19 protein-coding genes and 1 pseudogene are annotated in these 19,504 nt (G+C 41.1%); 3 read left to right on the top strand and 17 right to left on the bottom strand.

Annotation, left to right across the window (positions count from 1 at the left end):
• Nucleotides 1-71: 71 nt before the first annotated feature.
• The 10 genes and pseudogenes from MKI85_RS00100 to MKI85_RS00055 all read right to left on the bottom strand — a co-directional run bounded on the left by MKI85_RS00100 (nucleotide 72) and on the right by MKI85_RS00055 (nucleotide 8,731).
• Nucleotides 72-2,075, bottom strand: coding sequence for a hypothetical protein (locus tag MKI85_RS00100; protein WP_241623822.1), 2,004 nt, complete (start codon nucleotides 2,073-2,075; stop codon nucleotides 72-74).
• Between the two features lie 13 nt (nucleotides 2,076-2,088).
• Nucleotides 2,089-2,745 (bottom strand): hypothetical protein, encoded by a 657-nt coding sequence (locus tag MKI85_RS00095; protein ID WP_241623820.1) that lies wholly within the window; start codon nucleotides 2,743-2,745, stop codon nucleotides 2,089-2,091.
• Entirely contained in the window at nucleotides 2,742-3,167 is a 426-nt protein-coding gene (locus MKI85_RS00090) for a type IV pilus modification PilV family protein (protein WP_241623818.1), read from the bottom strand. The genes MKI85_RS00095 and MKI85_RS00090 overlap by 4 nt, the downstream gene beginning before the upstream one ends.
• On the bottom strand, nucleotides 3,145-3,633 hold the full coding sequence (locus MKI85_RS00085) for a pilus assembly FimT family protein (RefSeq protein ID WP_241623816.1): 489 nt from the start codon (nucleotides 3,631-3,633) through the stop codon (nucleotides 3,145-3,147). The genes MKI85_RS00090 and MKI85_RS00085 overlap by 23 nt, the downstream gene beginning before the upstream one ends.
• A complete protein-coding gene (locus MKI85_RS00080; protein ID WP_413351757.1) occupies nucleotides 3,627-3,953 on the bottom strand; it encodes a type IV pilin protein in 327 nt (108 codons plus the stop codon). The genes MKI85_RS00085 and MKI85_RS00080 overlap by 7 nt, the downstream gene beginning before the upstream one ends.
• Nucleotides 3,950-4,073: pseudogene (locus tag MKI85_RS16935) on the bottom strand (prepilin-type N-terminal cleavage/methylation domain-containing protein); the annotation flags it as partial. The gene MKI85_RS00080 and the pseudogene MKI85_RS16935, both read right to left, overlap by 4 nt.
• 587 nt (nucleotides 4,074-4,660) lie before the next feature.
• On the bottom strand, nucleotides 4,661-6,091 hold the full coding sequence (locus MKI85_RS00070; RefSeq protein WP_241623814.1) for an amidohydrolase family protein: 1,431 nt from the start codon (nucleotides 6,089-6,091) through the stop codon (nucleotides 4,661-4,663).
• Nucleotides 6,091-6,885 (bottom strand): ABC transporter permease, encoded by a 795-nt coding sequence (locus tag MKI85_RS00065; protein ID WP_241623813.1) that lies wholly within the window; start codon nucleotides 6,883-6,885, stop codon nucleotides 6,091-6,093. Before MKI85_RS00065 ends, MKI85_RS00070 begins: the two co-directional genes overlap by 1 nt.
• Nucleotides 6,878-7,699, bottom strand: coding sequence for an ABC transporter ATP-binding protein (locus MKI85_RS00060; protein WP_241623811.1), 822 nt, complete (start codon nucleotides 7,697-7,699; stop codon nucleotides 6,878-6,880). Before MKI85_RS00060 ends, MKI85_RS00065 begins: the two co-directional genes overlap by 8 nt.
• A gap of 51 nt (nucleotides 7,700-7,750) precedes the next feature.
• Nucleotides 7,751-8,731, bottom strand: a complete 981-nt coding sequence (locus tag MKI85_RS00055; protein ID WP_241623809.1) for an ABC transporter substrate-binding protein — start codon at nucleotides 8,729-8,731, stop codon at nucleotides 7,751-7,753.
• A gap of 662 nt (nucleotides 8,732-9,393) precedes the next feature.
• Here MKI85_RS00055 and MKI85_RS00050 point away from each other — a divergent pair.
• Nucleotides 9,394-10,407 carry an isopenicillin N synthase family dioxygenase gene (locus tag MKI85_RS00050; RefSeq protein WP_241623807.1) on the top strand — a complete coding sequence of 338 codons (1,014 nt, stop codon included), beginning with the start codon at nucleotides 9,394-9,396 and terminating at the stop codon, nucleotides 10,405-10,407.
• Nucleotides 10,408-10,477: 70 nt separating this feature from the next.
• Here MKI85_RS00050 and MKI85_RS00045 read toward each other — a convergent pair whose 3' ends face one another.
• The 3 genes from MKI85_RS00045 to alc form a co-directional block, all read right to left on the bottom strand.
• Nucleotides 10,478-11,248: a hypothetical protein gene (locus tag MKI85_RS00045; RefSeq protein ID WP_241623805.1), complete on the bottom strand. Its 771-nt coding sequence runs from the start codon at nucleotides 11,246-11,248 to the stop codon at nucleotides 10,478-10,480.
• 155 nt (nucleotides 11,249-11,403) lie between these two features.
• Nucleotides 11,404-11,940, bottom strand: coding sequence for an ureidoglycolate lyase (locus tag MKI85_RS00040; protein WP_241623803.1), 537 nt, complete (start codon nucleotides 11,938-11,940; stop codon nucleotides 11,404-11,406).
• 68 nt (nucleotides 11,941-12,008) lie between these two features.
• Entirely contained in the window at nucleotides 12,009-13,016 is a 1,008-nt protein-coding gene (gene alc, locus MKI85_RS00035; protein ID WP_241623801.1) for an allantoicase, read from the bottom strand.
• A 163-nt stretch (nucleotides 13,017-13,179) separates the two neighbouring features.
• On the opposite strand from alc, the gene MKI85_RS00030 reads away from it, so the two are divergent.
• A complete protein-coding gene (locus MKI85_RS00030; protein WP_241623799.1) occupies nucleotides 13,180-13,896 on the top strand; it encodes a FadR/GntR family transcriptional regulator in 717 nt (238 codons plus the stop codon).
• A gap of 423 nt (nucleotides 13,897-14,319) precedes the next feature.
• Complete coding sequence (hpxO, locus tag MKI85_RS00025) at nucleotides 14,320-15,477, top strand: FAD-dependent urate hydroxylase HpxO (protein ID WP_241623797.1); 1,158 nt, start codon at nucleotides 14,320-14,322, stop codon at nucleotides 15,475-15,477.
• Between the two features lie 104 nt (nucleotides 15,478-15,581).
• On the opposite strand, the gene MKI85_RS00020 is transcribed toward hpxO, so the two are convergent.
• From MKI85_RS00020 to uraD, 4 genes are all read right to left on the bottom strand, one after another.
• Nucleotides 15,582-16,877: a hypothetical protein gene (locus MKI85_RS00020; protein WP_241623795.1), complete on the bottom strand. Its 1,296-nt coding sequence runs from the start codon at nucleotides 16,875-16,877 to the stop codon at nucleotides 15,582-15,584.
• Between the two features lie 184 nt (nucleotides 16,878-17,061).
• Nucleotides 17,062-18,441 (bottom strand): nucleobase:cation symporter-2 family protein, encoded by a 1,380-nt coding sequence (locus tag MKI85_RS00015; RefSeq protein ID WP_241623793.1) that lies wholly within the window; start codon nucleotides 18,439-18,441, stop codon nucleotides 17,062-17,064.
• A 46-nt stretch (nucleotides 18,442-18,487) separates the two neighbouring features.
• Complete coding sequence (uraH, locus tag MKI85_RS00010; RefSeq protein WP_241623791.1) at nucleotides 18,488-18,823, bottom strand: hydroxyisourate hydrolase; 336 nt, start codon at nucleotides 18,821-18,823, stop codon at nucleotides 18,488-18,490.
• Nucleotides 18,823-19,323 (bottom strand): 2-oxo-4-hydroxy-4-carboxy-5-ureidoimidazoline decarboxylase, encoded by a 501-nt coding sequence (uraD, locus tag MKI85_RS00005; protein ID WP_241623789.1) that lies wholly within the window; start codon nucleotides 19,321-19,323, stop codon nucleotides 18,823-18,825. The genes uraH and uraD overlap by 1 nt, the downstream gene beginning before the upstream one ends.
• Between the last annotated feature and the right edge of the window lie 181 nt (nucleotides 19,324-19,504).

The raw sequence follows: 19,504 nt of genomic DNA, 5'->3' as shown, positions 1-19,504 counted from the left end.
CCTGTAAAGTATGCAAAAGATTAAGCCAAAGATTTCAAAATACTCATTGGCTGTCTAAAAATTACATCAACTTATAGATATCTTGCCCACTTAATTTTGGCCCTATCACTTAAAGAAGTATCTTCACTTTCTTCTTCATCGTCTCCACCAGGTAAGATAATTGTGGTGTTATCCGAAGTCGTACCATTAAAATCAATATCAGTTGAACCACCTAAAGATGATCCCTTAGAAACACCATGTGCTGAAGCTAAAATAGATCCTTTGATACTGGTTGAGCCACCCGTAATAATTTTATTTCCTGCAATAATATTCCCTTCCACTTCTGCTGAACCATTAAAAGTAATATCTCCACCCACATAACTGCTTTCACACAACGCTAATGTGGTTGAATTTGTGCAAGATCCAGCAAGTAAACCAATATTGCCAATACTGGCAGGAATAAGTGAAGTTGATGAACTACATAAATTACTTGGGATATTAAAGGTTGAACTATTACAGGTTGCTTGAGCACCAGCATAATTCGGTGCAATCAATTCAATATTACCATTGCCATAATTAATGCTTCCTGTACTGATGATTGTGTTTACATAATAACCATGTGAAATATCAATCGAACCCTTAAAGAAGAGCACCCCTGGAGCAAGAGATGCTACTTGGCTCTGAGTATCTTTTAAAACCCATTTACCATTTTCATATTTAATAATTTCAGGACCATTATCCACCCGTCGACCTAAATTGGCGACAATATTGGAAGTGCAGAAATTATTTGAATCCACGGTTTTACACAAGTATCCCCATGACTTCTGATTTTGAATTTTTTGCATTCCAATACGATACTCTCCTTCAGGCACACTATTGACATTGCGCACATACACCAGAATTTGATTATTGCTATTTACACTAAAGGTATAATTGGCTTGTTGTTCATAATCCAGCGCATTCACCATCGGTTTACTTGACATCGTGACCGTGACCAATGCACCTTGAGGGGAAGCCACTTGCGTACCTGCTGCAATTTTTTGCATTTTTTCAGGAACATTCGGACAATTCGCAAATGATGCTGCTTTTAACAAGGTAAAATCATACCAATGCTCTTGTACACAAGTCAGCACATCGCCACTGGTTGCATAGGCTAAATTTTTCCAATTTGAATGGTTGATTTTCTCGTTAGCTAAAGCCTTTTGTATCGATGCATTGGTAATATTGATCGTTTTACCTGCAATCGCAGTACCAATGGCTGCATTTCCGCCAGCAAAAATTGATGCCTTTGTATCAATACTATTTACAGCACCGCTACTACTAATTGTTACGTCCTGATCTGCATAAATATTGCCTTCAGACCATGAGCCATTGGTGGTCACTGTTCCTTTTGCTGAGATGAGATTGACTGAACCACTCCCCGATAAATTGACATTACCATTGGTATAGATATTTTCTAAACCCTCAATGCCTGCGCCCGAAATATTCACATTGCCAATGACATTTAAGGTTTTAATGCCTTTAATTGAGTTTGCTGTGAAATTTCCAGCAACATTAATAACAGCACGCGCATTATCTCCATTCGATAACTTAATTCCGCCTCGTGCATCCAAGTCACCATAAAAGTTCATTGCCGCAGGAAAACTCGACGTTCCAATAGAGTTATTATCATCGGGTGTCGAACTCGCATCTAAAGCCACTTCATAGACAATTTGAATGGTCGCAGATGCCTCTGAACGATCACTCATATTCTGAATAGTTGCAGTGACTTCATATTTTCCTGGGCTTGTACTCGTTTTTGTGCTCACAATAGAGTTAACTGTTAATGTACGACCATCTTGAATGTTCAATGTTAAGTTTTGCCCATTCAAGGCATGAAGACCATCAGCATCTAATCCGTTCAAATATTTACGAAAGATTTCTACACCCGTCCAAGCCCCTGATTGAGCATTGGTCAATGCATGACTGGAAACTAAACTTTTTTGCGAAGTATTGAGATAATAAGCTGTCCCTAATGCAGAACCACCTATTGCAAGTCCAATTAATAACACGATGAGTATTGTTGCAAAACCACGTTGAGATGTTGGTAAGTTCATAATTTTTATCTCATCACACCGTTATATTGACAACACAAACTGGAATTTCCACCGTAGCTAAACCTGCAATATGCTGCGTACTGGTTTTGGCGGAAATCAGAATTAAAGGATGTTGCACACTCGCATCAACTTTTCCGGCACCATACGGCGTACATGCACTGCTGGACTGAGTAAAATTGATCTGTACAGGATTGGTTTTATCGTCTGAAAAATCTTCCAAAGTTGCTAATGCACTTTGCACTTTCCAAGTGAGGGTAGATAAGTTGGTTGTATCATCACAACTTGTACTACTGCTATCCTGAGTGCCTTGCAGTAAAACTAACTGTCGTTTCTTATTATCTGAACTTTTTATATCCACCAAACCCTGACAAAAAGTGCTAGTTCCAGTTTTATAACGCCACAATAAGGCTGAAAGGTTTTGACTATTCACTTCTATGCTTGATGTCTGTATGTGATTTGATCCAGATAAACCAAAACCAGCATTTTGCAAAAACATTTGTGCCGTCGTTAAACCACGCTGTAGCTGAGTATCGTGACTTGTCGCCATACGAGACTCCACACCGGACTTCACCACCACGCGATAGGAACTTAGTAAAGCGATTACACACAACATAGCAATCACCAAGCCCACCAATAAACTAATTAAAGTCACCCCAGTTTGATGTCTCATTTTAACTCTTCCCCAACGGTTACTTTTCCACCGAGCAAGGCATTATCTAGCTCAAATTTGACTAACTGCGTTTCTGTAATTGTTTTGTTATAACTTGAGTTGCTGGCATTGTTTACGGTCACGTCCATTGACTTACAAATAACCTTTACATCTGTTGCAGAAGTTTCCTTAGGCAATGTAATGGTTGGATGGCTTGTACCATTGCACCATTCAGCCTTCTCGGACGAGGTTGCATTCTGTAACTTTGCTCGTAATTCATTAATTACAATATATTGCACATTGGTCTGCTTCTGGCTCACAAACATACGCCCCATACTATAAAGTGCACCTAAAATGACAAAGCTGGAAAGTGCAACAGCGATGAGTGCCTCCAATAAACCAACCCCGTGTTGGTTTGATTTAATTGAATGTAAGGCTTTCATTTAATGTCCCGTTACTGAGCGTGAGCGTTAAATTCTTTTTACAGTTCCCCGTAATTTCAGTCGCAACCTGCCCAAAATGATTAAATGAAAAGCATTTGAAGGAGGTCGTATCTACATTCTTAATTTCTATGCGCTGACTGAGGGGATAACTAAATACGACTGTATTGCTACAACTTGCAGCCTGAGTTGCGCTCGCTTTATGAACTTCGAGTACTTTGGTATTGGCATCAAAGCATATTTGACTGGCTGAAGAGTCTGCTGTTTGCGCAAATTCATTTCGAATAGCCGTCGCTTTGGCTAATCCCATTGCACTGTTTAAAGCCATAGAGGCTTTATCTAATTCTGTTTGTCTTGACCATTGACCTGTTAATGCTGTTCCGCTGACCACTAAAATAGCCAGAATAGTAATGGTAATCATCAGTTCGATTAGGCTTAAACCAGCCTCTCTGATATTGCTGATTACCACGAGGTCTTTCCTTCACAACTTGTTGTCGCAGTTCTGGTATTTGTATTTGTAATTTTTAAAATACAACCATTTAAATTACTGCTACTTTTGGCTGTAGCCAATAATTCATATCCTTTGCCAGCATTGACTTTAGCGCTGGAAAACTCAAAAATTTCTTTTTTACTTGGAGACCATTGTGGAAATGCTGTTGAGGCTATTAATGCATTCGTATCAGCATAATCAACATTTGGATAAGATAGATTACGCTGATAATAATTTTCAAAAACTAAACTTAATGCAACCAAATCATTTTGCGCAGCTCGAAGCTGTGATTTCTTGATATAACTTTGATATGAAGGTATTGCGATTGCAGCTAAAATCGCGGCAATCACAATAGTAATCATGAGTTCAATCAATGTAAATCCTGAGGCCAGCACATGTGATCTAATTTTTTTTTGCATTTTTAATCAAAATAAATATAACATTTGGTGAAAATTATCACACTTTAAAAACTAATTTCAATTCCCTAAAAATACAGAAAAACTTCAAAAGCAACATTAATAAGATATAATTAAAATACAACTAATAATTCTTTAGCTAAAATGACCATCATTGGATTAATTTGACAAATATTGTCAATAAAATATTGAATTACTTGCGACACTCAAAAAGTAAAACATTTAATCCGACCAACAAGTCATAAAATAAAATACTTATTATTCAATAAATTATTATTTAAAAACAGATATAAGTTCATGTGAATTTTAAAAATTAAATTTATTTTATAAAAATTTTGTAATTTTTATAAAAAATATAGTCACGGGGAGTATAAAAAAATAAAGCTATAAATATACATATATGTATATTCGAATAAAAATACTTAAGTTAATAAAATTTTAATGATCAAATCCTATATTAAACTCACTTAAAAACTAGAATATACGACTTATAAAAATATTAAAAACAACCCACCTAAAATATTTAAAGAGCTTACAGTGAAAATCTGTAAACTCTTTTATAGAGATTAAAATGTGTTTCAGAACTTCATTTAAGCCACTTGTAAAGTCCGCTGTTGCAGTAACTGCACCGCCTGCCTTGCTTGCCAAGCCAACTCCTTCATGTCTACATCTGGAATTTGATCATCCTGTACCACTATTTTTCCAGCTACAAACATGGCTTTAATATGTGCCCGACCACCACTTGCAATCGGACCAATGGCAATATCATGTAGACCAAAGTAACGGGGATCATCTAACTGATACAGAACAAAATCTGCTTGCTGCCCGACTTCAATCGTACCGACTTGATCTAGACCTAGAATTTTTGCGCCACCTGCTGTCCCCCAGCGCACAATATCTTCAATGGTCGCGGCATCAGCTCCGCCTTCAAATAATCCACCATCATATTGAGGAACCGCCAACATGCCTTTACGGGCGCGTTGCATGAGCCAAGCTGCATGCGTTTCAGACAACATATCGGCTGCTTCATTGGAGGCTGCACCATCCACCCCAATTGAAATGGTCATGCCCGCATGTTCTAAAGCTACCAAGTCGGCAATACCACTGCCTAAGCGCGCATTACTTTGTGGACAATGCGCAATCCCTGTATGGGTTTGACCTAAAATCTTGATTTCTTCAGGCAACAATTTGACTAGATGCGCGAACCAGACATCTGAACCCACCCAATCATGTTCCGCACAGAACTGCACAGGTGTCATGGAAAATTTATGCTTGGCCGCATCCAAATAATCGACGGTTTCAGACAAATGGCTATGCAGTCCAATCCCGAGTTGCCGCGCAAATTTAGCACTTTCTCTAAATTGTTGCGCAGTAGTCGAATGTAGACTGGAGGTTGGTGCCATGACAATCTTTCGAAATGCATTGGCATCTTTTTGATGATATTGCTGAACCAAGCGTTCAACATCCAACATGTAATCTTCAAACTTTTCTGCACGCAAGGCTTGAGGTAACTCACTTTCCAAACCACGGGTTTGGGTTGCTCCGCCACGACACAGCACAAAGCGCATTCCAAGTTTTTCCGCTTCTTCAAATAAGATTGCAGCACCATCAAACGGCATATTTGGCCAATATAGGTAATGATGATCGGCCACTGTGGCGCAGCCCGAGCGCAATAACTCAATCAGCCCAATACGTACGGCTATACGAAAGGTTGCCTCATCAAACGCACCACGAAAGCGATATGGTGTACTGGCCAGCCAAGACGTTAAGCTCTGGTTTAAACCTTGTGGCTCCCCTTTCAGTAATGACTGAAACAGATGATGATGCGTATTCACCCATGCTGGGTAAATCACACAATCTTTGGCATCAACAATGGTATCTTCTGGTTCTGGGCTGAGCTGTCCTAAGGCACTGATTTTTCCATCCTGAATACGAATATCGGTTGCACTAGAGCGTGCTGCATCGCCAGATAAACCCGTCAAAATGGCATAAGCATTTTTAATTAGATATTGAGTATTCATTAGACCTGCTCACTTTCGTGCCACTTACTTAAAAACAAAGTACTGATCCAAGACATCAGCACAAATAACGCCAAGCCTGTGCAGGTAATCAGTAACAACGCTGCAAACATTAAAGGTAAGTCCAGTTGAAAACCTGCTTGTAAAATCTGATAAGCCAGTCCAGCACTGGTGCCGCCCGTACCTGCCACAAACTCAGAGACCACCGCACCAATCAATGCAAGACCACAAGAAATCCGTAGCCCACCAAAGAAATACGGTAGCGCATTCGGGACACGCAAGCGCAACAAAATCTGCCAGCGACTGGCTTTATTAATTTGGAATAAATTCAATAAGCCCTTATTTACACTACGCAACCCCAAAGTGGTATTGGTCAAAATCGGGAAAATCGCCACCAACATGGCACAGACCACCAAAGCCAACGTGGTGTTTTGAATCCAGATAATCACCAACGGTGCAATCGCAACAATTGGTGTGACTTGGAATAAAATGGCATAAGGCATAAAGCAGGCTTCAATGACACGACTTTGCACAAACAAAAAAGCGACCAAAGTGCCAATAATTACCGCACTGAGAAATGCCAATAAGGTGATTTTTAAAGTGACCCACAAGCTACCAAATAATAGCCCTGACTGATTCACCAAGGTCATGGCGATATCGCTTGGTTTAGGAACAATATACACAGGCACATCAAGTTGCTGAAAACTGATTTGCCAAGTCAGCAGCAACAACAAACCTAACATCATGGGTGCTGCAATCCGTTGAATAGCAGGGTTCTTGATTAACGGTTTAATCATGATCATGCCCTCCACTCGCTTGAGCCAATACTTGTGATAGATATGAACATTGTTGAATAAACGCTGCTGAAGTACGGAAGCTTTCATCCCGCGCATACGGACCATCAATTTCAATATCCGCGACCACTCGGCCTGGACGAGCACCCATGACAATGACACGAGAGGATAAATACACCGCTTCATAAATACTGTGGGTGACAAATACCACGGTTAAATCACGTTCCGACCATAACTGGCGGATATCACTGTCGAGTTTATGACGGGTAAATTCATCTAAAGCCCCAAAGGGTTCATCCATGAGTAACAAATCTGGTTCTGTGACCAAGGCTCGAGCTAGAGATGCTCGCATTTGCATTCCGCCTGAAAGTTCTCGCGGATAGGCTTGAGTAAATTTTTCTAATCCTACGGCTTTTAAAGCCTCATGCACTTTTGCCGTACGGACGGATTTAGATACGCCTTGTAAATCCAACGGTAAGCGCACATTGTCTTCAATATTCGCCCATGGCATCAGGGTCGCTTCCTGAAACACCATCGCCATTTTGCACTGCGACTGAATGTCATTTTTACCATTCCAGCGCACTTGTCCAGCAGTAGGTTGTTCCAGATCGGCAAACATTTTCAGCAAGGTACTTTTGCCACAACCTGAGGGTCCGAGCAGAGAAACGATTTCCCCACGGGCAATATCTAAATCCAGACGTTGTAAGGCATGGGTTCCATTGGGATAAGTCTTTTCCACGCCTCTAGCCATCAGCATCGGGGGGATAAAGCTGCTCGATTGTTGCAGCATCTCTTCAATGGGTAATGCAAAATTCATAAGGTTTCCCCTTCAGGCAAACTGCCTTATTTTATTAACCTGTTACGGGTATTATTTTTTGACAGAACTTACAAACTGAGTGGTGTAAGCATTTTTCCAGTTGACCTTGGCATCCAATAAACCTGCACCAACCATAAAATCTCGGGTCGCTTTCCAGCGTGCATCAGTCATGACACCAATGCCTTTGCTTTTGGCATCGCCACCATCAATCAGACGCAGTTGTTTCATTTGCCCCACAGCAAATGCCAACAGATCATCCTGCATATTTGGATTTTCTTTTTTGATGATGGCATTACCGAGTCTTGGATCGGCTAAGTAATTTTTCCAGCCCTCCATCGAGGCTTTTACAAAACGCTGTACCACATCAGGTTTGGACTGAATCACATCATTACGGGTCACTAAAATTCCGCCATACGCGGGATAGCCAGCATCGGCAAATAAGAAGAATTTACTTGAAGGTTCTGCTTTTCTGGCTTGGAAAACTTCTGAAGTGGCGTAGGCTTGTTGCGCGACATTTTTACCCGCAAGGAACGGTTGCATATTGAAGGTATACGGGCGTGCTTGCGCAGCATCTAACTTATATTTGTTTTTTAACCATGGCCACCAGCTTGCTTGCCCACTGGTCGAGACCAGAATGGTTTTCCCTTTTAACCCGGATAGGGATTTAACATCGGCATGGGTGAGTATTCCTTGCGGATCAAACTGGAATGGTGCAGCAATGGCCTTAATGGGAAAATTACTTTCCATGCCTTTCAGCACTTGTAAATCATAGTTAATAATAATATCGGCACGTTTTGATAGCAGCAGGGTCATATTATTGACTTGTGGACCGCCAATTTTAATTTCGACATCTAATCCGTATTTTTTATAAATGCCTTGTGCCAAAGCTTGATAATAACCGCCCTGTTCGGCTTGAGCATACCAAGTGGTTTGCAAAACCAGTTTATCGGCAGCCTGCGAGAAGGAACTCCAAAGTAAAGCACCAGCAAGGAGAGCTAAATGACCTTTGCCTACACGGTGATGAATTTTCATAAGTAATACCCCTAATCTATGCATGAACTCACTTTGCTATTCTTTTTTAGGGGTAAAATGTTCAGATACATTTTCTCTCAAAGCCAAGCCAAACTTAGCCTTGTCCCCTAAAAGAGGAACAGCCAACGCTGTAGAGCAATGTCCCATGTGTAAGCTACACACTAACCGCTTATACTCAAGCTAGATTTAGCAAGCTCTATGCCAATTTATAATTTTAATTATTTTTCAATATCTTAAGTTAAATAAGACTGCATCTTAATCCTTTTTCAAATCGTAGATGAAGCAGCATCTACTCCCAACCTAAACTTACTCGACGAGATTAGTCAGCTTACGCACCAATTTACAGCATCCCAATGTGCAAAAATGATTCATTCTTTTACTCCCATTCCATCCTGATTCATCACAAGTTAAAAATTGCTTATTTCACACGCTATATTTTCTATTTTTTATTGATTCTCTGTCTTGGTATAAAAAATGCTTAGCTTAAAGCAGAGTAGAAGCGTTCAGCAAAGATTTTTCTTTCTGTCATCTTTGTGGGTCATTGCTCAGAAATATGTCCATGTTCTTCACCAAAGAATATGTGGCTTTTTTTGACCAAAATGACCCTTTCTCCTGTCTACAGCAAGATTGGGTCATGTATATCCAAAATTTGAGGTAGAGATATGAACCATCCCATCCTGAACCCCATTGCTGAAGATGATTACAGCCTAGATGAATTAAAAAAAGAAGCGCGAATGGGCGCCTTCGGTCAAGAAACCTTTGAACGCGAAGTCCGCGTGATTGATTTATCTGATTTTGAACAACGCAAATATGAAATCGCTGACCAGCTCTGGCAAGCCGCGACCGATATTGGCTTTTTTCAAGTCTCACATCACGGGATTCCGCTAGAGCAAATCAATAATGCTTTTGAAATGACACAGCGTTTCTTTCAACTACCTGAACCCGTCAAAGCCCAGTATCCATTAAAGCGAAACTCTGGCTGGGAAAGTAAGGCGCAAGTCCGACCATCGACACATACGCCTGATCAAAAGGAATCTTATCAAATCACTCGCCCGCGCATGGAAGGCTTGTATCCTTCTGAGCAAGAGTTACCAAACTTCAAGCAGACCATGTTGCAATTTGAACATGCTTGCTGGGAAGTGGGGATGAAAATTTTGTCCTGCTTTGCCTATAAGCTTGGTTTTGCCGATGATTTCTTTACGCATGCACATGACCCTCAACAAGAAAGCTATCAAAGTACCCTGCGTATGCTGCATTACTATGCGGTTGATCCTGCACTGAAAGATCAACTTGGCTTATGGCGTGCAGGTGCGCACACCGACTTCGACTGCTTAACCTTATTGTTCCAGCGCAAGGGTCAAGGTGGTTTGCAAGTCTGTCCAGGTAAAGATATGGAACAGCAACAATGGACCAGCATTGAACCGCGGGATGATGTGATTACCTGTAATATTGGCGATATGCTGATGCGCTGGAGTGATGACCAATTGCCATCCAACTTCCATCGCGTGAAAAACCCTGAAGCCCATGAATATCAAGGTGCACGTTATAGTTTGGCATTTTTCTGCCAAGCCAATGAAGATGTGCTGATTGAAAGTCCGGCCCATAAATATCCTGCGATTACAGCAAAAAAATATTTAAAACAGCGTATTAGCGCCAACTTTGAAGGGAAATATTAATCCTTGACTCATTTCAGACAGAGACAAATTGTCTCTGTCTATTATTAAACCATATTCGATTTATTTTTGTTTATGATCTTTTCTGTGAGCTCTTCTTGGTTCCTTTATGTACCACTTTTTGGGGAATAATAATTTTTCCAGTGCCTAATCCGCGAAAAAAATAGTTAAAAAGATAAATGAATAAAAAAATGAAATAGAAAAATGGGAAGACAGTACAGATACTAAACACACTTTCCCATACAAGCACACCAATCCGATAGTTATAGCCCAACTGAATGAGTGCTCCTCTGCGACTTCCATCCTGAAAGGAGATATCATCTATAAGAAAATGAATCAGACTCATTACAAAGCAAAAGAAAAACATACCCGAAACAATTGTTTTCTTGATGAATGACTTCTCAAGCCAAGGGTATTTCTTCGATGCCTCAAACTCGGCATGAAAGAATTTACTATAAATTACTTCTTGAAATTGCTTTTTTATCCCGACATTTTTAATAAATACAAAGCATAGATAAACACTTAACACTAGCATCACAAAAGTGACATAAATACTGGAAAGAATAGTAAAAAATGGCAAAGGGCCTTTAGTTCCAATAATGATAAACATGCTTTCAGTGATGTAGCGATAAATTTCATACTGCCATAGATTTTTTGGAAATGCAGGAAATAAAAGTAAAGGTGGAACAAATAGAATCAACAAAAATACTAGTAGGATTTTATTCTGTTTCTTGTGCTTTGCGCGTTGCTCAAGTGCTAAACGTCTTTGCTCTAATTTTTCTTGCTTTTTTTGCTTTGTATGCTGTTCAAGCAACTCTCTTACTACATAACGTTTTGTTGACATAGAAAATCAATATTTATGTTTTATAGAAAAATCTTAATTAGAAAATAATAAAGATACTCGAATATTCGTACGATTGAGAATTCTAAATTAAAATGAGCTACCTACCAATACTTTAAACTATATCTCTATCTCTGCTTTCAATAGCGTTTACACAGTCAGAGACCAACCATCTCTGACTGTGTACACGACTCGACCACCCAAACGGGCTGCGACAAGGTATGAATATCACAATTGTGACCTTCACCAATCCGATCGACCACCAAGAAATCACTGTTCGCTTCAAGCGTAAGCAAAGGATGATGCCACACCCCTTGATGGTAAGTAACACCTTGCTGACCATTGCTGAGAAAGACAGAGATGCGTTGCTCATCTGGATGCACTTGATCGAAAGGAAGTGCAACCACTATCAGAAATTTTTGCCCATCCAAAGGCACAAAAGACTGTGAACCCAGCGGATGCCGCTCCAGCATTTCAATTTTAAACGGTACAGGCGTAGATAACAGATTATGAAAAATGCTCAGCCCCACTGCCCCATTTTCGCCCCCCATTTGGATCAAAGACAGTGCATGAAAGCGCTGAGTCAATCCTTGATTAATTGGAAAATGATCCCTTCCCTCAGTTTCAATCACATCACCAAAAGGTGCGAAACTTTCTCGGGTTAAAGGTTGAATCATAATGGCTGGTTCATGCATATCTCATTCTTCTCTTATCATTTTTCTGAGTCAGCATCTCATTCAAGATGCTGAAACTGCTGGGTAGATTATTGTGCTGACATTTTTCCCCAGAGACGGATACGGCTAATTCCGCCATCTGGAATCATATTGACGCGGATATAATTGACCTTTTCATGCGACGAAATTTCAGTGCTATACGTATGCTGGTGATCCATCGTTAACGGTTGCTGCTCGAGCAAGAACGACCAGAACATACTTTGCGGAATAAGCTGAGCATCCGTGGCATTTTCCACATATGCCGCCTGAATCGAACAAAATGCAGGGAAATTGCCTTTAAAAAATGCCGTATCGACTTCAATCTGATCGACATGCCCAGCCTGCCCCAAGGCGATAATGCACCAGTCAAACCCAGGCGCACGGCGGCGTTTGGTTTCCCAGCCATCGCCCATATTTAACCCAGCATCGGGTTTAATCAGATTACTTGGGTGACCAAAATGCGCATCACTAAATGCCACAATGCGTCCACCATTCTTCAGTCCAATTAAATCCAGCACTTGATCAGGATCAATCTTTTCAAGAACTACCTGACCATAGATACGTAAGCGGGCAATGCCACCATCAGGGAAAATATTGATGCGAATATGCGTCACTTTTTGCGGGTCACACTGGAAAATATGATGCTGATCGGGTGACAGTACAGAATTACTTAGTAACGGCAACCATTCGGCGTGTTCAAGCTGATCATCTGCTGCATAGCAACCTTCAATCGAAGCCGATGCTGGATAATTTCCTGTAAAGAAAGATGTATCCACATCAAAACCCGACACAATTCCTGCCACGCCTAAACGGACAATGCACCAGTCATAACCCGCTTCGCGCTTGCGTCGTGTTTCCCAGCCATCCATCCATTTACCGTTGTCATCATATTTACCTTCAATAAATTGAGCTGGTTCGGCTTGAAGCATGCGCTCTGCTTTGGCAAAAAACTCATCCGAGCAAGACACAATACTGGCACCAATACGCGCATCCGCTAAGTTGGTGAGACCGTTTAACGCTTCTGGTAAAACTACAGATTTGGCAATATGCACCGTCATTGAACATTCCTAAAATTATCTTTGATTTAAATTATGCAAAAACCAGTCCAACTGGTCTGACCTGTTGCAAAATTCTCGCTTATTTTGCTGCAAAAAACGAATCCTTTTCGTTTTTTTGTGTAGAATCAAGTTGTTCGTTTTTAAATAGGATGCGGTGCTTATTATGAAGCCTCAAGCCATGCTCAATAGAAAATCATCTCAGGTGACTGAGCAAGCTGTAGAAGTGATTCATCAACGCATTCAGCAAGGTGTTTATGGTGTTGGTTCAGTATTGCCCTCACAACGTGAATTGGCGCTACAACTGGGCATTAGCCGTGCCTCTTTACGAGAAGCCGTGACCCGACTCGCTGCTTTAGGTTTACTGGAAATTAAGGCAGGTAAAGGGGTTTATGTGATTTCACAACATAGCCAAGCCTCGGAACAGTGGGACGGCGAACATCGTGTATCTTTAAAAGATTTCTATCAATTACGTTATGTTTTAGAAAGTTTTTCGGCGCTGTTGGCATGCGAATATTTAAGCCCCGAAGACAAAGTCCTGTTACAGCAATACCATGAGCAACTCAGCCATGCGATTCAGAAACAAGACTGGCAAGCGGCTTCCGAATTTGATTATGCCTTTCATCAATACATTATTGATTTAAGCAACAATCAATCGATTATTCAAACACTTAAGATGCACACCGAATGGACTAAAAAGAGCCAGATCTTACCCTTTTTACAACCAAATTTAGCCTTTAAAACTGTGCAAGAGCATGAAGCCATCTTAAAGGCACTCTGCCAGCAAGATGCCTTAGCAGCTGAAAAAGCCATGCAAGCGCATATCATTGGTGCTGCACAACGTGCAGGGGTTTACTTCTCTAGACATCAAGCAATCAATTAAGTCCGTTTTTCCAGCCTGCAATTTAAACGATGGTCAAAACTTTACCCTCGTTTATTTTTATCTCCCTTGTTTGAATATCCAAATCTAGTCAATTCATGCTGACATCTGCTCAGCATCATGGGGCTTTCAGCTCAGGTTATCATTTGAGTTATCCCTTAAAACTCACTAGTAAGAAATATCATCCTTAGAATTTCTTGGTGCAAATATCACTTTTGAACCTCAACCAAGAAGCCCTTTTCACTTCTTGCACCACTTTCTCTCATATTATGAATCATCAAAGATCGTTTAGATTTTTTCTGCAATTTTATGATGCATAAACACTGGTCATACCAGTAAAACCAGTGACGTAAAATTGGCACAGTTCTCGCTTAAAGCACCTTATACATTTTAATTGTTTAAATAAAATAGATAGGGTTCTCATCCATGAAGATTGCAATTGTCGGTGCAGGTATGGGCGGTTTGACCGCAGGTATCGCCTTAAAAAAATTCGGGCATCAAGTCACGATTTACGAGCAAGCCACTGAAATTTTGCCTGTCGGTGCTGCAATTTCGCTGTGGTCGAATGGGGTCAAGTGCTTGAACTACCTTGGTCTGACGCATGAGATTCAAGCACTGGGTGGTGAAATGGAATCCTTGGCGTATGTAGATGGCTTAAATCAGCTAACCATGACCCAATTTAGCCTGACGCCGCTGTACAAAGAAGTCGGGCAAAAGGCTTATCCTGTTTCACGTGCCGATTTGCAAAACCTGTTAATGCAGCACTTTGGCATGCAGGATATTCAGCTGGGAAAAAAGATGATTCGCATCGAAGACCAAGCTACGCAGGTCTGCATTCATTTTCAAGATGGATCATCGGTCGAAGCCGACTTGCTGATTGGTGCAGATGGCACCCACTCTCTCACACGTCAACACGTACTGGGACATACGGTTGAACGCCGTTATGCTGGCTATGTCAATTGGAATGGTCTGGTCGAAATTAATGAAGGACTCGCTCCTGCTCGACAATGGACCACATATATTGGCGAAGGTAAACGTGTCTCGCTGATGCCTGTTGCCGATAACCGTTTCTATTTCTTCTTTGATGTGCCCTTGGATGTCGGATTACCGAATCAACGTGAGCAATACAAAGCGACTTTAAAACAATACTTTGCAGGTTGGTGTGAACCTGTACAACTGTTGATTGACAGTATTGATGAGCAAAAGACCAATCGGGTCGAAATTCATGACATTGAACCCTTTATGACGTTCTACAAAGGACGTGTAGTGTTACTTGGTGATGCTGCACACAGCACTACCCCTGACATTGGTCAAGGTGGCTGCCAAGCCATGGAAGATGCCATTTATTTGGCACGTGCCTTACAAATCAATACTTTTGGTTTGGAAGATGCCTTAACCCGCTATCAAAACAAACGCAATGAACGTACCCGTGAAATGGTACTGCGTGCCCGTAAGCGTTGTGATGTGACCCATATGAAAGATCGTCAGTTGACTGAAGAATGGTATCAGTCGCTGTATCAAGAACAAGGTAGCCATATCATGCAAGGCATTATCAGCAATATTGTCGGTAATCCTTTAGACTAAACCTTGCTATAAAAATGCCCCGAGATTCGGGGCATTTTTGTGTCTATATATCTGTAAAAAAACAGCATCCTTGCTCGAGAAAAAATGCTAATCCTGTGTAGATCTTAAAATTTATAAGAAATGGCAAAACGGTTTTGTAAAAAGTCTTTGTTGTAGCGTGGCGAAGTTTGAATGCCCGCAAAGTTACTCACGCTTAAACCTTTCAGTACCCCTTTAAAATTGTAAATTCCAAACAGCATATATTCTGATTGATTACGACTTTCAACATTTTCTGCCTCTTTCAAATCCATGAATGAATAGCGTACCCCACCAATCAACTGATCCGCCAGCATGCCATCCAGTGAGACCATCAGTGCATTGCCCGCTCCTAAGTCTTGGGTACTGGTGAAAAATGGCTGGGCAAAAATTTCACCCGACGAGGTTTTCGTGGCATAGGGTGTTAGTAATGCACCATTTAAATAACTCTCATGATCAGGTTTAATATAATCATAAGCGAGTTTTAATGTGGCTTTCGGTACGACTTTGAATGCTGCTTGCACACCAAAAATATTGCTATTCACCTCACCTGCCAATGCCTTACCCTGCTCTCGTCCATTGATATATTGCACAGAGAATTCAGGGGCGGTTTTCCATAATGGTAAAGCGAAATCAGCTTGGGTATAAATCAAATCGGTATAGTCATCATAACTTTGATACCAGAACTGTGTTTTTAACTGTTTTTGGTTATCGAAATTAAAGGCTTTACCTAAACCAATCAACCAGCCCCCATCGGTATCAAGATTGGCATTTTGACGCGAAGTTTCAGTAAATTCATCATCACCATAACTCTTGAATTTATTCACTTTGGTGAAGCGTAAATAATCTTTGTGATTACCTATCTGTACATCAGCCGCTTGGTAAAGATTCAACAGTACACGTCGATCAGCATAATCCCCCATAAAAGGTAAATTTAAGCGCTGATTACCAATGGTCACCCGTGCCATGTCATTTTTCCATGAGATGTAGGCTTCAGCCAAACCATCACGGTCTTCTTTCAGTTCTGAGACTTCAGGATGCTTATTTTTCTCATCTAAACGACGTTGCAGGTCATAACCAATTGCGGCTTGTACCCCATAAAATGGAGCGGTTTCATAGCGAATATAGCCGCCCATCGAAACCGTGTCTTGGTTTAAACCTTCGACAAAGTAGGCATTATTGGTCGAATAATACAGGCTCTTTACTGCTCCATGGACTGCACCACAACCCAGTGCTGCACCAAATGTCGCCACTGAATTGGATTCGATTTGACAATCCTGTCCCATATTGAACATCCCATTCAGACTGGTGTCTGCTGCCCAACTTTGCATTGCCGAAGTCATTGCGAGCATGAACAGTGCTGATTTTAATTTAAACGTTTGCATAACAACCCCAAGATCAATATTTAAAATTAATTTATTTTTAATAAACAATTACTTGTTTATTATTTAAATATGCTTTTGGACTATTTGAAGTCAAAAGCTCCCCTAGACCTATTCAAAATTGAATAAGCACCTTTTAAATTAAGTTTGACTAAAAAATTGAAGAATTAAGTGAATAGCAACAGAGCTATGAAGACGTATGCTTCGTTTCAGATGCAATCGAATCTAAGCCCAGTTGTGATCGCGTCCGTGGTAAATGATTGAACAGCAAGTTCAGTAAAATGGCACTGATACAGGTTGAGCTAATGCCCGAATGTAATAAGGTTTTCACCCATGTTGGGAATTGTGCATAAAACTCATGATTTACAATCGGAATCATGCCTATCGCCAAGGAAGTCGCCACAATAATCAAATTGCTGTTATCGCTATAATCTACTTTTGCCAGTGTACGAATCCCACTTGCGGCAACCGTACCAAACAAGACGATCCCTGCACCACCCAATACAGGCATAGGAATCGAGGCAACTAAACGTCCCACAATTGGCAGTAAGCCTAATACAATCAGAATGCCTCCCGCTGTTGCGACCACAAAACGGCTTTTCACCCCAGTGATTGCCACCAAGCCAACATTCTGGGCAAAGGCACTTTGAGAAAATGAACCAAATAAAGGTGAAATAGCACTAGACAACATATCTGCACGAATACCATCTCCAATGCGTTTAGCATCTACTGGCGTACCTACAATCTCCCCAAGCGCAATAATGTCCGCTGTCGTTTCGGTCATAATCACCAGCGTGACAATCAGCATAGACAGAATGGCGGTGACTTCAAATACAGGCAGACCGAAATGAAACAGATTCGGTATCGCAAATATAGGACCCGCTGCGACTTTACTGAAATCGGTAAAGCCCATGCTCCAAGCGAAGATCGTACCCAGCACTATCGCAACCAAAATAGCTAAGCGACGTAAAATCACACTGCGCAGCATACTGAAAATCAGCACGATGGCTAAAGTCAGTGCGGCTAAGCCGACATTGGCAGGATCTCCCCAGTTTTCAGCTTTGGGATTACCCCCCATAATCCAGCGAATCGCCACAGGTGTCAGTGAAATACCAATCATGGTAATCACACAACCCGTCACTACGGGTGGGAAAAAGCGAATAATTCTGGAGAAAAATGGCGCTATTGCCAATCCGATAAGGGATGCTGCAATCACGGCTCCATAAACCGTTGGCAAGCCCCCGCCCGTACTTAATATTGCTAGAATGGTTGCCACACCCGCAAACGATACCCCTTGTACAATCGGTAATTTCGCACCAAAGTATTTAAAACCGATGGTTTGCAATACCGTAGCTAAACCACCTACAAATAAAGCGGCTGCAATCAAAAGTCCAATTTCAGCTGGCGCCAAGCCTGCAGCAGCACCAATAATCAACGGTGGTGCAATAATGCCGCCATACATGGTCAAAACATGTTGTAAGCCAAACATGACATTTTTATTCAATCCCAACTGTTGATGTTCTGGGGCAATATTCGGTGTTTCTGAGTTTATATTCTGGTGCTGCATGTGTTGTTCCTCAAAGTCCTGAATCTTGTGAAGGCTTCGGTGACCTTTAACTACCGCGATAAGTTGAATAAGAAAATGGGCTGATTAATAACGGCACATGGTAGTGCTGAGTTTCATCTACGACCTTAAAATCAATACAGACACGTGGATAAAAACTGGCAACGTGCTGCTGCTCAAAATAAGCAGCGACTTCAAAGACCAATTGATAATTACCCTGCTCAAACTGATCTACATCAAAGGCTTTGATTCGACCGTCTTGATCAGTGTGTTGTGTATCTAGCAACACACATGAATCGCCGAAATGACGCAATAATTTCACCACGACATCAACTGCAGGCTGCCCGACAGATGCATTTAAAATATGAGTACTAATTCCAGCCATTATTGAATTTCCTGTTTTAAACGCAGTACTGCAATTTCGGTCAACTGCTGCTGTACTTCTTGCTGTTCCTGTTGAATGGTATTGCTAAGACGACGGTGTAATTCCGAGAGCATTTCTTGCCCTGTACGCCCAGCAGCACGAATCAGGAAAATATGTCCAAATTTGTGCTCATAATCTAGATTGCCCTGATACAGTGCTTGTTGTAATGCTACATCTGCACCTAGCTGGGACTGCTCATGTTTAGAAAAATCCTGTTCTTTCGCTGACAATTCTGCTGCTGCTTTACGCTCACCAATGCGTGGATGTTGCGCCAAGGCTTCCGCAATTTCTACCCAACTCCATCCCTGCGCCTGTTCAACTGCATAGTGAAACAGTTGATCTGTCGAGGAAAATGGTCGCTGTTGAATTAATGCTTCAATCCAATGTGGAATATGTACACAAGGCTGTAATAGCGCTTGGGCTTGCACACGACTCAACTGGTTAAATTGCTGTAAATCCATTGTTGCTCCATATCAACGCATTGTCTGACTGGTCTGACCAGATAGCATAAAATAAGCAATGAATATGCCAATCTAAGCATTCGAAAACTTAACTTTCAGAAAATTGTAGATGTAGATGTAGATGTAGATGTAGATGTAGATGTAGATGTAGATGTAGATGTAGATGTAGATGTAGATGTAG

It is taken from the genome of Acinetobacter zhairuonensis (assembly GCF_022601715.1).
Taxonomy (GTDB): domain Bacteria; phylum Pseudomonadota; class Gammaproteobacteria; order Pseudomonadales; family Moraxellaceae; genus Acinetobacter.
The sequence above is the reverse complement of the archived record's forward strand: the minus strand, read 5'-3'. Positions and strand labels throughout refer to the sequence as shown.